Here is a 12,186-nt window from a genome sequence, read left to right as displayed (position 1 = left end):
TGCTGTTTGAGCGGAACGCGAGTTTGCAAGGCCGGCCGCCGGGAGTGCTCGAAGCGAGGGGACCCCGAAGGGGCGATGAAGAGGGTGCACTTCTTTGCCTTCTTTCTTGTTGCACTACAAGAAAGAAGGTCGCCCGCCGGGGCGAAATCCCGGCCGGTCAAGGCCAGCACAATGAACTCTCCGCCGCACAACTGAGAGCGGTTCTTAAAAAGTGGCTGGCTGCACGGCCAACGCCTAGCGAAGCTGCCCGCCCGTCAGCCTCAACCCGCCAGCTTCAACACGGCCTCATGCACCCGCGCCGGCTCGTCCATGCGCAGGATGCGCTGCACGCGCGGCGCAAGCTCCGAGTAATCGGCATGCAGCAGTTGCTGCTTGATCTCCAGCACGTTGGCCGGGTGCATCGAGAACTCGCGCAGGCCCATGCCCAGTAGCAGGCGGGTGTATTTGAAATCGCCGGCCATTTCGCCACACACCGACACCGACATGCCGAAGCGTGCGCCGGCCTGGATGGTGCCCGAGATGAGTTTGAGCACGGCCGGGTGCAGCGGGTCGTACAGGTGCACCACCGCGTCGTCGGCGCGGTCGATGGCCAGGGTGTATTGGATCAAATCGTTGGTGCCCAGCGACAGGAAGGACACGCGCTTCTTGAACATGCCGATGGCCAGCGCGGCGGCGGGCACTTCGATCATGGCGCCGATCTGCAGGTTTTCGTCGAACTTCTGCTTGTTGGCCTTGAGCTCTTCGCGTGCCAGCGCCAGCATGACCAGCGCCTGCTCGAGCTCCTGCACGTGCGAGATCATCGGGATCATGATGCGCAGGCGGCCGTAGGCCGAGGCGCGGAGCAGGGCGCGCAGTTGCGTGCGGAACATCTGCGGCTCGGACAGCGAGAAGCGCACCGCGCGCAGGCCCAGCGCCGGGTTGGGTTCTTCGCGTTGCTGGCCGAACGACAGCATCTTGTCGGCGCCGATGTCGAAGGTGCGGATGGTCACCGGCTTGCCGGCCAGTGCCTTGACCACGCTGCGGTAGGCCTCGAACTGCTCGTCTTCGCCGGGCAGGTCTTCGCGGCCCATGAAGAGGAATTCGGTGCGGTACAGCCCGACGCCGTCGGCGTTCACCGACTTGATCTGCGCCACGTCGCCGGGGCCTTCGATGTTGGCCAGCAGAGAGATGTTCACGCCGTCCAGCGTGTTGGACGGCGTGTCGCGCAGCAGCTTGAGGCGCGAGCGCTTCACCTCAAGTTCGGTGCGGCGCAGGCGGTACTCTTCGACGATGGACTCGTCGGGGTCGACGATGACTATGCCCAGCGTGCCGTCGATGATGATCAGCTCATTCTCTTCGACCAGATCGCGGATGCGGTGCAGGCCGACCACGGCCGGGATGGACAGCGTGCGCGCCACGATGGCGGTGTGGCTGGTGGGGCCGCCGATGTCGGTCAGGAAGCCGGCGATGTTGTGGTCGCGAAAGCCGATAGTGTCGGCCGGCGACAGGTCGTGCGCCACGATGATGGTGCCCAGGCCGTCGCGGCGCTTGGGCGGGAGGTGGCCGGGGTGGCCCACCAGATCCTTCACCACGCGCTCGACCACCTGCACCACGTCGGCCTTGCGCTCGCGCAGGTAGGCGTCTTCGATCTGCTCGAACTGCGCCACCAGGTGGTCCATCTGCTGCACCATCGCCCATTCGGCGTTGCAGCGGCGCTCCTGGATGACGGTGCGCGCAGCGTCCACCAGCAGCGGGTCGGCCAGCATGATGAGCTGCAGGTCTACGAAGGCGCCGACTTCGCCATGCGCCTGCGAGCTTGAGGATGTTGCCTTGAGCTTGAGCGCGTTGAGCTCTTTCTTCACCGCCGCCACGGAATCGTCCAGCCGCTTCACCTCGTCATCCACGTGCTTTTCGGCCACGTGGTAGTGATTCACTTCAAGCAGTGCGCGCGAGACGAGGTGGGCATGGCCGATGGCGATGCCTTGCGAGACCGGCAGACCGTGGACGGTGAAGGTCATGCGCGTTTACTCCTCTTCGCCGAAGCGGTCGGCGATGAGCTCTTCGATGCTGTGCAGCGCCTCGTCGGCGTCCGCACCTTCGGTTTCCACGATGACGCTGGTGCCCTTGGCGGCGGCCAGCATCATCACGCCCATGATGCTCTTGGCGTTCACGCGGCGGCCGTTGCGCTCCATCCACACCTCGCTCTGGAAGCGGCTGGCGGTTTGCGTGAGCTTGGCCGAAGCGCGTGCATGCAGGCCGAGTTTGTTGATGATTTCGAGTTCTTTGCGTGGCATCGGAGGTTTCTCGTCAGATGTGCAGCACGCCGTCACAGCCGCCACTGATGGCGCGCTGGATCAGCGTTTTCATGTCGCGTTCACGGTAGGTGAGGCTGCGCAGCAGCATCGGCAGGTTGACCCCGGCGATGCCTTCCACGTAGCCCGGTTTGAGCAGTTTGATGGCGATGTTGGAGGGGGTGGCACCGAAGATGTCGGTGAGCACCAGCACGCCCTGGCCGGAATCGACCCATTCGAGCATGCGTTGTGCGGTGGGAAGCAGATCGAGCGGGTCGTCCTGCCCGCTCACGCCGAGTTGCGCCAGTTGCGGTGGGCGCTTGTTGAGCACGTGGCTCACGCACTGCACCAGCGATTCGCCGAGCGTGCCATGCGTAACCAGAAGGATGCCGATCATGTGCAGTTTCCGGACGGGAGTGAGCGGATTCTAGCGCGTAGGCAACGCTCACAGGTTGGCCTGAACGCTGCTCAATCCGGCAGGTGCTGCGCTGTAGCGTGCGCCTGCCGTGAAAAAATCAATCCAGCCCCTGGCTCGACAGGTATTCCTCGTAGGTGCCGCGGTAATCGATGATGGTGCGATCGAGCTTGATCTCGATGATGCGCGTGGCCAGCGACGACACGAATTCGCGGTCATGCGAAACGAAGATGAAGGTGCCGGCGAATTTGTCGAGCGAGGTGTTGAGCGACTCGATCGATTCCATGTCGAGGTGGTTGGTGGGTTCGTCCATCACCAGCACGTTGGGGCGCGACAGCATCAGCTTGCCGAACAGCATGCGGCCTTGTTCGCCACCGGAGATCACCTTCACCGACTTCTTGACGTCGTCGCCCGAGAACAGCAGCCGGCCCAGCGTGCCGCGCATCAGGGTTTCGTTGTCTTCGCCGGTGGCGGCCGCCGTGATGCGCGAGTACTCGGCAATCCAGTCGGTCAGGTTTACGTCTTCGGCGAAGTCGGCCGAGTGATCCTGTGCGTAGTAGCCGGGCTTGGCCTTCTCGGCCCACTTGATGGTGCCCTTCTGCGGCGTCAGCTCACCCAGCAGCAGCTTGAGCAGCGTCGTTTTGCCCACGCCGTTCTCACCGATGATGGCGATCTTCTCGCCCGCCTCGATGGGCATCGTCAGGTTCTTGATCAGCGGCGCATCCATGCCGTCGTACGCGAAGCTGACGTTTTCGATCTCGCAGGCCAGACGGTGCAGTTTGTCTTTGTCGTCGTACTCGAAGCGGATGAACGGGTACTGACGGCTCGACGGCTTCACGTCTTCCGGCTTGAGCTTGTCGATCAGCTTGAGGCGGCTGGTGGCCTGCTTGGCCTTGGACTTGTTGGCCGAGAAGCGGCGCACGAAGTCCTGCAGGTCGGCGATTTTCTCTTTGGCGCGGGCGTTGGCGGCCGACTGGCGCTGGCGTGCCATCACCGAGGCTTCCATGTAGTCGTCGTAGTTGCCGGCGTAGATGGTGATGGTGCCGTAGTCCAGGTCGGCCATGTGCGTGCACACCTGGTTCAGGAAGTGGCGGTCGTGCGAAATGATCACCATCGTGCAGTCCCGGTTGTTCAGCACGTCTTCGAGCCAACGGATGGTGTTGATGTCGAGGTTGTTGGTGGGTTCGTCGAGCAGCAGGATGTCCGGGTTGGCGAACAGCGCCTGGCACAGCAGCACGCGCAGCTTCCAGCCCGGCGCCACTTCGCTCATCGGGCCGTTGTGCAGGTCGGTGCCGATGCCAACGCCCAGCAGCAGCTCGCCGGCGCGCGCCTCGGCCGTGTAGCCGTCGTACTCGCCGACCTTGCCTTCCAGCTCGGCGGCGCGCATGTACTCGTCTTCCGTGGCTTCCGGGTTGGCGTAGATCGCGTCGCGCTCCTGGATGGCCGCCCACAGCTCTTCGTGACCCATCATCACCACGTCCAGCACGCGCTTGTCTTCATACGCGAACTGATCCTGACGCAGGTAGGCCATGCGCTCCATCGGCTCCTTCGACACGTTGCCGCCGGACGGCTCGAGCACGCCGCACAGAATCTTCATGAACGTCGACTTGCCCGCCCCGTTGGCGCCGATCAGGCCGTAACGGTTGCCCTCGCCGAATTTGACGGAGACGTTCTCGAAAAGGGGCTTGGCCCCGAACTGCATGGTGATGTTGGCTGCAACGAGCACGGAAGATCCTGTTTTTGAAGCAAAAGAAAGGGCGGAATTATAGCTCAGGCAGGGCCTTTAACGCCATGAGCGGTGCCCATGGGAGGCCCCATCGGATCGGTCTTCACACATCACAGATGTTGCATTTATTGCACTTATTGCGTTTAATTCGACTGTTAGAGCCCCATGTTCCATGGGAATCAGACATTGAGGAGAGCGACATGAAAACCGATGCGGTTCAGGGAAAAGTCCCGCCCCCTGTGACCCCGCGGGACATGGAAATGGCGCGATTGGCGCAGCAATGCATCGTCGAGGCGCTGGATCGCTCGAAGGCGGTCAGCATCAGCTTGGTGTGTGACGACGACGGCCAGCCACCCGTTGAGGTGCCCCCGACAGCGCTCCGCCTCATCGGGCAACTCTTCGCAGCGTTGAGTGAAGGTAAGGCGGTGACCGTGATGCCGATGGATCAGGAATTGACCACGGTTGAAGCGGCCAACTTCCTGAATGTTTCACGCCCCTTCGTGATCAAGGAGATCGAAGCTGGCCGACTTCCCTTCCGCATGGTCGGCACACACCGGCGAATCGAGTTCTCCAGTCTGATCGAGTACCGCAAGCGCATGCGTGAGCAGCAAGAGCAAGCGCTGCAAGACCTCGCCGAACTCAATCACGAGCTGGGTTTGAACGACTGATGGCCGGGGTCGCACGCTACACGGCAGTCCTGGATGCGTGCGTACTGCATGGGAATCTGCATTCCGATGTTTTGATGTCTCTCGCGACAGCAGAGCTGTTTGCTGCCAAATGGTCGGAGCGCATCGAGGATGAATGGATGCGCTCCGTAAAGCGCAGTCGCCCCGATCTGGCCGATGACAAGCTCCGGCGGCGCCGAGATGCCATGCGGGCAGCGGTCCCCGACTGGGAGGTTTCCGAGCGTGTGATCGCACAGTTGTTGCCGGGTTTGGCATTGCCCGATGCGAACGATCGGCACGTGTTGGCTGCTGCAATAGCAGGCCACGCCGATTGCATCGTCACGCGCAACCTCAAGGACTTCCCGCAGGACGTTCTTGCGGACTTCGGCGTCGAAGCCATTCACCCCGACCGTTTCATCGTATGCCAATGGGACTTGAGTCCCTATCAAACGATCAGTGCGCTGAAGAGGATGCGCGCCCGTTTGCGCGGCCCCGCAATGACGCCTGATGAGTTTGCCGACGCGTTCGCCAGAGTCGAACTCACTTTGGTTGCGGAGCGTCTGCGCGAAGTGCGCGACTTGATCTGACCCGCTACAACCACTTCTGCAAAAACACCGCCTGCCCCGCCGCCGGGTCCAGCTCGTACGGCGCGAAGCCGTGCTGTGCGTAGGCCGTCATGGCCGCGTGGTTGCTCGACAGCACCTCCAGCGTGAGCTTGCAGCAGCCCCGCTGGCGGGCAGCGTCTTCGGCCGCGGCGAGCAGAGCGCGGGCGATGCCGCGACGGCGGTGCGACGGCAGCACGGCGATGTCGTGCACGTTCAGCAGGGGCTGCGCGGCGAAGGTGGAGAAGCCTTCGAAGCAGTTGATCAGGCCCACGGCCTCGTCCCCCGCGAAGGCCAGAAACGACACGAAGCCCGTGCGCCCAGCGAGCCGTTGCGGCAGCGCCGTGCGCACGGCCTCGGGTAGGCCGGTGCCGCCGCCCATCGGGTCGCGTGCGTAGGCGTCGAGCAGCGCCACGAAGGCTGTGGCATGCGCCGGGTCGGCCAGATCGGTGGCGACGATGCGCACGGCCTCGTTCATGTCAGGCTGCCCGCCGTGTCAGTAGCAGGCCGCATTCCAGGTGGTGAGTAAAGGGGAACTGGTCGAAGGCAGCCGAGGCGGCGATCTCGTGCGTGGCGCTCAGTGCCTCGGCGTTGTCGCGCAGGGTGGTCGGGTTGCATGAGATGTACAGCACGCGGTCGAACTGCGCCGCCAGGGCTAGCGTGGCCGGGTCCAGCCCGCTGCGCGGCGGGTCTACGAACAGCGTCGAGAAACGGTACGAGGCCAGGTCGATGCCCTGCAGGCGGCGGTATTCGCGGCCACCGGCCAGCGCGTCGCTCAGCTCTTCGCTCGACATGCGCACCAGCGTGATGTTGTGCGTGGCGTTGGCTTCGCTGTTGTACAGCGCGGCGCGCACCGAGGATTTCGACAGCTCGGTGGCCAGCACGCGCTCGAACAGCGGTGCCAGCGCGAAGGTGAAGTTGCCGTTGCCGCAATACAGCTCCAGCAGATCGCCACCAGCCTCGGCACACTGCGCGCGCGCCCAGCCGAGCATCTGCTGGTTCACGCCGCCGTTGGGTTGGGTGAAGCTGCCTTCGATCTGTTGGTAGCGCAGGCGCAGGCCATCCACTTCAAGCTCTTCGAGCAGCCAGTCGCGCTCCAGCACCACTTTCTGGCCCTTGCTGCGGCCGATGATCTGCGCGTTCAGCCGGGTGGCCAGCGGGCGCGCCTCGGCTTCCCACGCTTCGTCGAGCTTGCGGTGGTACACCAGACTGATCAGCAGTTCGCCCGACAGCGTGGCGAGAAATTCCACCTGAAAGATGCGGCGGCGCAGCGTGTCATTGGCAATCAAGGCATCGCGCAGGCGCGGCATGGCGGCGCGGATGGGCGCTGCCGCGGCCGGGAAGTCCTCCAGCAGCACCGGCTGCTTGGGGTTGGCCGCGTCGAACATGGCGTAATCCACGCGCCCGTCGTGGTGCCACAGGCGAAACTCCGCGCGCAGGCGGTATTCCGTGGGTGTCGAGCGAAACACCGCCGGCTCCGGCAGCCCCAGCGGCGCAAAGTCGGCCTTGAAGCGCTGCAGCTTGAGGGCCAACTGGTCGTCGTAGGAAAGGTGCTGAATGGGGCTTTCGGAGGCAGGGGCAGACATGGGCAGGTGCCGGGTTTGGTGCGAAGGGCAAGACTGTACAGCACCGCAGGTGCACCGGCGTAGCGCCCCGTTTCGAGTGGGGCGCTCTTTCGCTCACCGGCCCACAGAGCGTAGAATCATTCTCATTAAACGTCGAGTGACGTCACATGACTCCGACACCGGACTTCTGGAAATCCTTCACCCAAGCAGGCTGCGACCACTTTCAGAAAGGTGATCTGCCCGCTGCCGTCCATGCCCACGCACGCGCACTTGAGTACGCCGTGCAGCGCCCCACGGCGTGGATCAGTGCCAGCCATGCGCTGGCCGCGCGCGTTTTCAGCGCGCTGAACCTGGCCGAAGCCCAGCTTGGCAGCGACCGCATTGGCGACGCCTGCCGCACGTTGCTCGACATGCACGACCACCTGCGTGCCCTGTGTGCGGACGTCACCACGCCCGTTGCGCTGCATGACGCCGCCAATGACCACCTGCAGGAAGTGCTCGCGGCGGTCACCCGCGCGCATCGTGCCTACGGCGCCTTGCCCGAAGTCGACCGCGTGCTCGGGCCGCTGCTGCAACCGCAGCAGCGCGTCTTCCACCAGCCGCCGCCGAGTTTCGAGGCCGCCTCCACGCTCACCAACTGCGAGCGCCGTCGCCAGCGCGGCGGCTCTGCCGAGCTCGATGCCATCTCCGCCCGCAGCGACGCGGGCAAGCCCGCCCCCTCGGCCAGACAGGAGCGTGGTGAACACGCCCCGGATGGCTCGACCTCGGATTCATCCCTCCCGCGCAAAGCCTGATTGCTCTGCAGCCGTCATCGCGGTTCGCGGCGATCTCATCGCATGTGCAGGCAGCAAGCTCACCAGATTGCCGCGCTTCGCTCGCAATGACGGGTAAATGTGCTGCGCCAGCCGATGCGCTCCAAGCGCAAACACGCCGCTGAGGCGATGACCAAGCCGTGACGACGGCACAACCGTTCTACCGTCATTGCGAGGAGCGTAGCGACGCGGCAATCTCGCAGCGCGGGTGGTCAGCAACACCGCTGTTTTGCTAATGAAACGTCAGCGGCGAGCAACGATACGCTGCGTCTTCAAGAACCCAGGCCCGTGAACAAAAAGCGCGCCACAAGGCAATTGCCCTGTGGCGCACTATCGAGCGGTGGCGCTTGCGCCTTCAGCCCGCTGCCGACCGTGCGCTTACGCGCTTTGCCGGCAGTGCCTCTCGAAGCTTATCGCTTGGTATCCACGTAACCGACACCAAACTTCGGCGAGTTGTTGATGAAGTCGTAGCTGACGGTGGCTGCGCCGTCTTTGAAGGTGTGGCCGGCGCCCACATCCACGCCGAAGCGGTTGGTGCGCGGGTAGTAGCTGGTGCCGATCGTGCCGACGAAGCGGTCCTGGCGGTCCGACGACAGCAGGTTGACCGAAAGGCCGACGCCCTGGCTGGCGTTGTAGTTCAGGCCGAACATCACGCCGGGGCTGGCGTGGGCCATGGTGGCGCCGAGCGAAAGCGTGGTGGCGATAATCAATTTCTTCATGCGTACCTCTTAGTTGCGCAAGGGCCATGCCGCGGAATTGAGAGTGCGGCGCAAGCGAGTCTTGCGAAGTTTCGAAGTGCGAGGTTTTTCCCCGTCCTGACGGTGGCTCTAACGGCTGCCGACCCCAACGGGACAGACGTGGGGAATCAGGGTTCCTGAACGCATTTTTGTAGGAAATCGCGCCTATTCACCTTGCAGCGGCATGCAGATCAGACACGCGCAACGCGGTATTCAGCCGCTCCACCGCCTGATCACCCGTCATTGCGGGAAGCTCAGCGACGAAGTAATTCTGGTGAGCGGCTATGTGCGCAGGCCTTGGATCGCCTAGCGGCGCTTACACGAAGCGCGCCACAAAGCACTCGCCCTGCGGCGCGCCTTCGGGCAGCGGCACCCACACCGTGCGCCCGCTGCCGGGGATGCGCTCTTGTGTCTCGCCTGCGGCGTTCTCGATGCGCTCGGCCACCACTTCGAAGTTGCCGGCCGGCGTTACGAACTCCAGCCGGTCGCCCAGCCCGAAGCCGTTCTTCACCTGCATTTCCGCCATGCCGCGCGCTGCGTCAAAGCCAGTGACCTCGCCCACCAGCAGGCTGCGACCGGATTCCGAGTGGCCGCGCAGGTAGTTCTGGTGGTCGGGCGTGCTGTGGCGCTGGTAGAAGCCGTCGGTGTAGCCACGGTTGGCCAGGCCTTCGAGTGCGCCAAGCAGGCTCGGGTCGAAGGGCCGGCCGCCCACTGCATCGTCAATCGCGCGGCGGTAGCTTTGCGCGGCACGCGCCACGTAATACGGGCTCTTGGTGCGGCCCTCGATCTTCAGCGAATCCACGCCGATCTCCACCAGCCGGCCAATGTGCTCGATGGCGCGGAGATCCTTGGAGTTGAGGATGTAGGTGCCGTGTTCGTCTTCCTCAATGGGCATCAGCTCGCCGGGGCGCGTGCCCTCTTCCAGCAGCCAGGTCTTGCTGCCGCCGATGTGGCGCGGCCCGCCGCCCAGCGCCACGGTATTGGCCATCGGCCGCGTCGCCGTGCCCACCGCGCCGGCATCCTTTGGGTTGCCGATGGGCGCCGCGTTGCTCGCCACCACATCGCCCGCGCCGTTCTCCGTGCCCTCGTGCATGCGGTAATCCCAGCGGCACGAGTTGGTGCAACTGCCCTGGTTGGGGTCGCGGTGGTTGAAATAGCCCGACAGCAGACAGCGGCCCGAATACGCAATGCACAGCGCGCCGTGCACGAACACCTCCAGCTCCATGTCCGGGCATTCCTGCCGAATCTCCGCCACCTCGTCGAGCGACAGCTCGCGCGACAGGATGATGCGTTTCACACCCATCGACTGCCAGAAGCGCACGCTCGCGTAATTGGTGGTGTTGGCCTGCACCGAAAGGTGAATCGGCATGTCCGGCCAGCGCTCGCGCGTCATCATGATCAACCCCGGGTCCGCCATGATCAGCGCGTCCGGCCCCAGCGCAATCACATCCTCCATGTCACGCAAATACGTGCGCACCTTGCTGTTGTGCGGGCTGATGTTCGCCACCAAATGAAACGCCTTGCCCAGCGCATGCGCCTCGTTGATACCCGTCGCCAGCGCCTCCAGCTTGTCGAAGCTGTTGTTGCGCACGCGCAGCGAGTAACGCGGCTGGCCCGCATACACGGCGTCGGCGCCATAGGCAAAGGCCGTGCGCATCATGTCGAGCGAGCCGGCGGGGGCGAGCAATTCGGGGTTGTGGCGGGAAGGCATGGGGTACTCGGTGGGGCGGGGAGAGGGGCGTGATTCTACCGGAAGGCGGAAGGTGGCTTGGGGATGTGCCGCCGAATGGTCAGAAAGTCACACATGCGGATGCCATGGTTTGTTCGGAAGTCCATGCATTTGTGCTTGAATCGAAAGTGTTGCTGCATCGTCAGCGTAAGTCTTTCCGTAGGGCGGATTAGCGCAGCGTAATCCGCCGGATGAGTGGCCCATTCGGCGCAATGCCCTTCGGTTATTGCGCCCTACGCTGGCTAAGGATGTGCGGCTGAACGGTCAGAAAGTCACAATACGGATGCCATGAATCGCGCAGTGATTAATGCATTTGTGCTTGAATCGAAAATATCGCTGTTTCGTCCGAGTGAGCCGCTTCGTAGAGGCGATTGACGCCGCTTATTCCGTCGATTGTGTGCCTGTTTTAGCGAATTCCCTTTGCTTAATGCATTTTACGCAGGTTCGTGAATTCGTATTTTTAAGCGAGTTTCTAATTTGGAGAGTGGTAATACCACAATCATATAAATGACAACTTTTTTTGAATATGATCATAATAAAACGGCGCTTTCAAGTTTCAAAAAAGTAATTGAATCTATGTCGCCAGAAAGTGATTTTGAGAAAAGCCGAAATAATTTCATTCGACTGGTTGTGAGTTCAATTGAGTCGAACCCACGGAGGTGGGACGAGTCATGTGAGCTTACTATCGACTGGATTGGAAAAGCTTTTATAAGCAGAATTTCAGAGGATCAAAGGGATTACACAAAGCATCTCTTAGATGACATTTGTTCGATCTGCTTCAGGCTTCTTCTTGAAATGTACCTCTCGACGAAAAATGAACTTTCGAGAGAATTTGAACTGGCAAGGCAGTTCATTCTAAAAAATATAAATCAATTCGAGCCGAATGCAAAATGTGATATTGAGTATGCTATTTACGATATGCCTATTTCTATATTTAAGAATATAGCAAATAGTCAGGAGATTTTAAGCGTTAAGAATTTGGGGTCTGTTGTAGAAAGAGCGGAAAGATTAGAAAGTGACTGGGAGCGTATTTTAAGCGAGAAAGAAGCTGCGGCTGATAAATTAAAGGTTTCATTGGAAAAGTACAAAACCGCATTTAATTTCGTTGGTTTATATCAAGGATTTGATGAGCTTTCTCAAGATAAAAATAAAGAAAAAGAATCTATACTATTCTGGCTAAGAGTTGTCTCAATTCTTGTTTTTTTGCCCATTTTGGCTGAGTTGGCATTTATTTACTTTAATTTTAGAGAAATTCAAACTATTAAAGAAGTTTTTCTAATTTCTCTGATTCCAGTAATCTCTTTTATTGCAATTTCTGTTTATTATTTTAAAGTTCTTCTTTCAAGTTACAGATCTGTGAAATCGCAAATTCTGCAAATCGAATTGAGAAAGACGTTGTGTAGATTCATACAGCATTATTCTGAGTACTCAGCTAATATGAAAAAAAATGATTCTGGGTCTTTAGAAAAATTCGAGAGGATAATATTTTCTTCAATAGTCTCTGAAGATGGAAATGTTCCGTCGACGTTTGATGGGGTTGAAAAAATAGGCAGCCTTATCAAATCTGTTAAATCATGAAATTTCTATAGCGCGATGAAGTTGTTGTGGATCGGTCCCTCATTCTTGTCTTCGAAACTATGGCCAAGTCCAGCATGCATAGGTGAC

General features: G+C 60.8%; 12 protein-coding genes. 4 read left to right on the top strand and 8 right to left on the bottom strand.

The window, feature by feature from the left end:
- Nucleotides 1-260: 260 nt before the first annotated feature.
- From ptsP to AC6H0W_RS02435, 4 genes are all read right to left on the bottom strand, one after another.
- Complete coding sequence (gene ptsP / locus AC6H0W_RS02450) at nt 261-1,997, bottom strand: phosphoenolpyruvate--protein phosphotransferase (RefSeq protein ID WP_497575526.1); 1,737 nt, start codon at nt 1,995-1,997, stop codon at nt 261-263.
- A gap of 6 nt (nt 1,998-2,003) precedes the next feature.
- Complete coding sequence (locus AC6H0W_RS02445) at nt 2,004-2,273, bottom strand: HPr family phosphocarrier protein (RefSeq protein WP_497575525.1); 270 nt, start codon at nt 2,271-2,273, stop codon at nt 2,004-2,006.
- Nucleotides 2,274-2,286: 13 nt separating this feature from the next.
- Nucleotides 2,287-2,667, bottom strand: a complete 381-nt coding sequence (locus AC6H0W_RS02440; RefSeq protein WP_497575524.1) for a PTS sugar transporter subunit IIA — start codon at nt 2,665-2,667, stop codon at nt 2,287-2,289.
- Between the two features lie 118 nt (nt 2,668-2,785).
- Nucleotides 2,786-4,411, bottom strand: a complete 1,626-nt coding sequence (locus AC6H0W_RS02435) for an ABC-F family ATPase (protein WP_497575523.1) — start codon at nt 4,409-4,411, stop codon at nt 2,786-2,788.
- Between the two features lie 200 nt (nt 4,412-4,611).
- Here AC6H0W_RS02435 and AC6H0W_RS02430 point away from each other — a divergent pair, with 200 nt between their 5' ends.
- Together AC6H0W_RS02430 and AC6H0W_RS02425 are read left to right on the top strand one after the other, a co-directional pair.
- A complete protein-coding gene (locus AC6H0W_RS02430; protein WP_497575522.1) occupies nt 4,612-5,079 on the top strand; it encodes an excisionase family DNA-binding protein in 468 nt (155 codons plus the stop codon).
- Nucleotides 5,079-5,663 (top strand): PIN domain-containing protein, encoded by a 585-nt coding sequence (locus AC6H0W_RS02425; RefSeq protein ID WP_497575521.1) that lies wholly within the window; start codon nt 5,079-5,081, stop codon nt 5,661-5,663. Before AC6H0W_RS02430 ends, AC6H0W_RS02425 begins: the two co-directional genes overlap by 1 nt.
- 4 nt (nt 5,664-5,667) lie before the next feature.
- Here AC6H0W_RS02425 and AC6H0W_RS02420 read toward each other — a convergent pair whose 3' ends face one another.
- Nucleotides 5,668-6,156, bottom strand: coding sequence for a GNAT family N-acetyltransferase (locus AC6H0W_RS02420; protein WP_497575520.1), 489 nt, complete (start codon nt 6,154-6,156; stop codon nt 5,668-5,670).
- A 1-nt stretch (nt 6,157) separates the two neighbouring features.
- Entirely contained in the window at nt 6,158-7,264 is a 1,107-nt protein-coding gene (gene trmA, locus AC6H0W_RS02415; RefSeq protein WP_497575519.1) for a tRNA (uridine(54)-C5)-methyltransferase TrmA, read from the bottom strand.
- 146 nt (nt 7,265-7,410) lie between these two features.
- Here trmA and AC6H0W_RS02410 point away from each other — a divergent pair, with 146 nt between their 5' ends.
- Nucleotides 7,411-8,037 (top strand): DUF2753 family protein, encoded by a 627-nt coding sequence (locus AC6H0W_RS02410; RefSeq protein ID WP_497575518.1) that lies wholly within the window; start codon nt 7,411-7,413, stop codon nt 8,035-8,037.
- Nucleotides 8,038-8,465: 428 nt separating this feature from the next.
- On the opposite strand, the gene AC6H0W_RS02405 is transcribed toward AC6H0W_RS02410, so the two are convergent.
- Nucleotides 8,466-8,774 (bottom strand): hypothetical protein, encoded by a 309-nt coding sequence (locus tag AC6H0W_RS02405; protein WP_497575517.1) that lies wholly within the window; start codon nt 8,772-8,774, stop codon nt 8,466-8,468.
- 334 nt (nt 8,775-9,108) lie between these two features.
- The gene (gene trhP / locus AC6H0W_RS02400; RefSeq protein WP_497575516.1) at nt 9,109-10,503 is read right to left on the bottom strand and encodes a prephenate-dependent tRNA uridine(34) hydroxylase TrhP; all 1,395 of its coding nucleotides are present in this window, start codon (nt 10,501-10,503) and stop codon (nt 9,109-9,111) included.
- 525 nt (nt 10,504-11,028) lie between these two features.
- Between trhP and AC6H0W_RS02395 the strand changes: the two genes are divergently transcribed.
- Nucleotides 11,029-12,099: a hypothetical protein gene (locus AC6H0W_RS02395; protein WP_497575515.1), complete on the top strand. Its 1,071-nt coding sequence runs from the start codon at nt 11,029-11,031 to the stop codon at nt 12,097-12,099.
- Nucleotides 12,100-12,186 lie beyond the last annotated feature (87 nt).

This window comes from Pseudazoarcus sp. NS20 (genome assembly GCF_059703745.1).
The sequence above is the reverse complement of the archived record's forward strand: the minus strand, read 5'-3'. Positions and strand labels throughout refer to the sequence as shown.

Excerpts from the sequence above, each read along its gene's own strand:
- AC6H0W_RS02405 (WP_497575517.1), bottom strand. The coding sequence starts at position 8,774 with ATGAAGAAATTGATTATCGCCACCACGCTTTCGCTCGGCGCCACCATG.
- AC6H0W_RS02420 (WP_497575520.1), bottom strand. The coding sequence starts at position 6,156 with ATGAACGAGGCCGTGCGCATCGTCGCCACCGATCTGGCCGACCCGGCG.
- ptsP (WP_497575526.1), bottom strand. The coding sequence starts at position 1,997 with ATGACCTTCACCGTCCACGGTCTGCCGGTCTCGCAAGGCATCGCCATC.
- AC6H0W_RS02395 (WP_497575515.1), top strand. The coding sequence starts at position 11,029 with ATGACAACTTTTTTTGAATATGATCATAATAAAACGGCGCTTTCAAGT.
- AC6H0W_RS02410 (WP_497575518.1), top strand. The coding sequence starts at position 7,411 with ATGACTCCGACACCGGACTTCTGGAAATCCTTCACCCAAGCAGGCTGC.
- trmA (WP_497575519.1), bottom strand. The coding sequence starts at position 7,264 with ATGTCTGCCCCTGCCTCCGAAAGCCCCATTCAGCACCTTTCCTACGAC.
- AC6H0W_RS02445 (WP_497575525.1), bottom strand. The coding sequence starts at position 2,273 with ATGCCACGCAAAGAACTCGAAATCATCAACAAACTCGGCCTGCATGCA.
- AC6H0W_RS02425 (WP_497575521.1), top strand. The coding sequence starts at position 5,079 with ATGGCCGGGGTCGCACGCTACACGGCAGTCCTGGATGCGTGCGTACTG.
- AC6H0W_RS02430 (WP_497575522.1), top strand. The coding sequence starts at position 4,612 with ATGAAAACCGATGCGGTTCAGGGAAAAGTCCCGCCCCCTGTGACCCCG.
- trhP (WP_497575516.1), bottom strand. The coding sequence starts at position 10,503 with ATGCCTTCCCGCCACAACCCCGAATTGCTCGCCCCCGCCGGCTCGCTC.
- AC6H0W_RS02440 (WP_497575524.1), bottom strand. The coding sequence starts at position 2,667 with ATGATCGGCATCCTTCTGGTTACGCATGGCACGCTCGGCGAATCGCTG.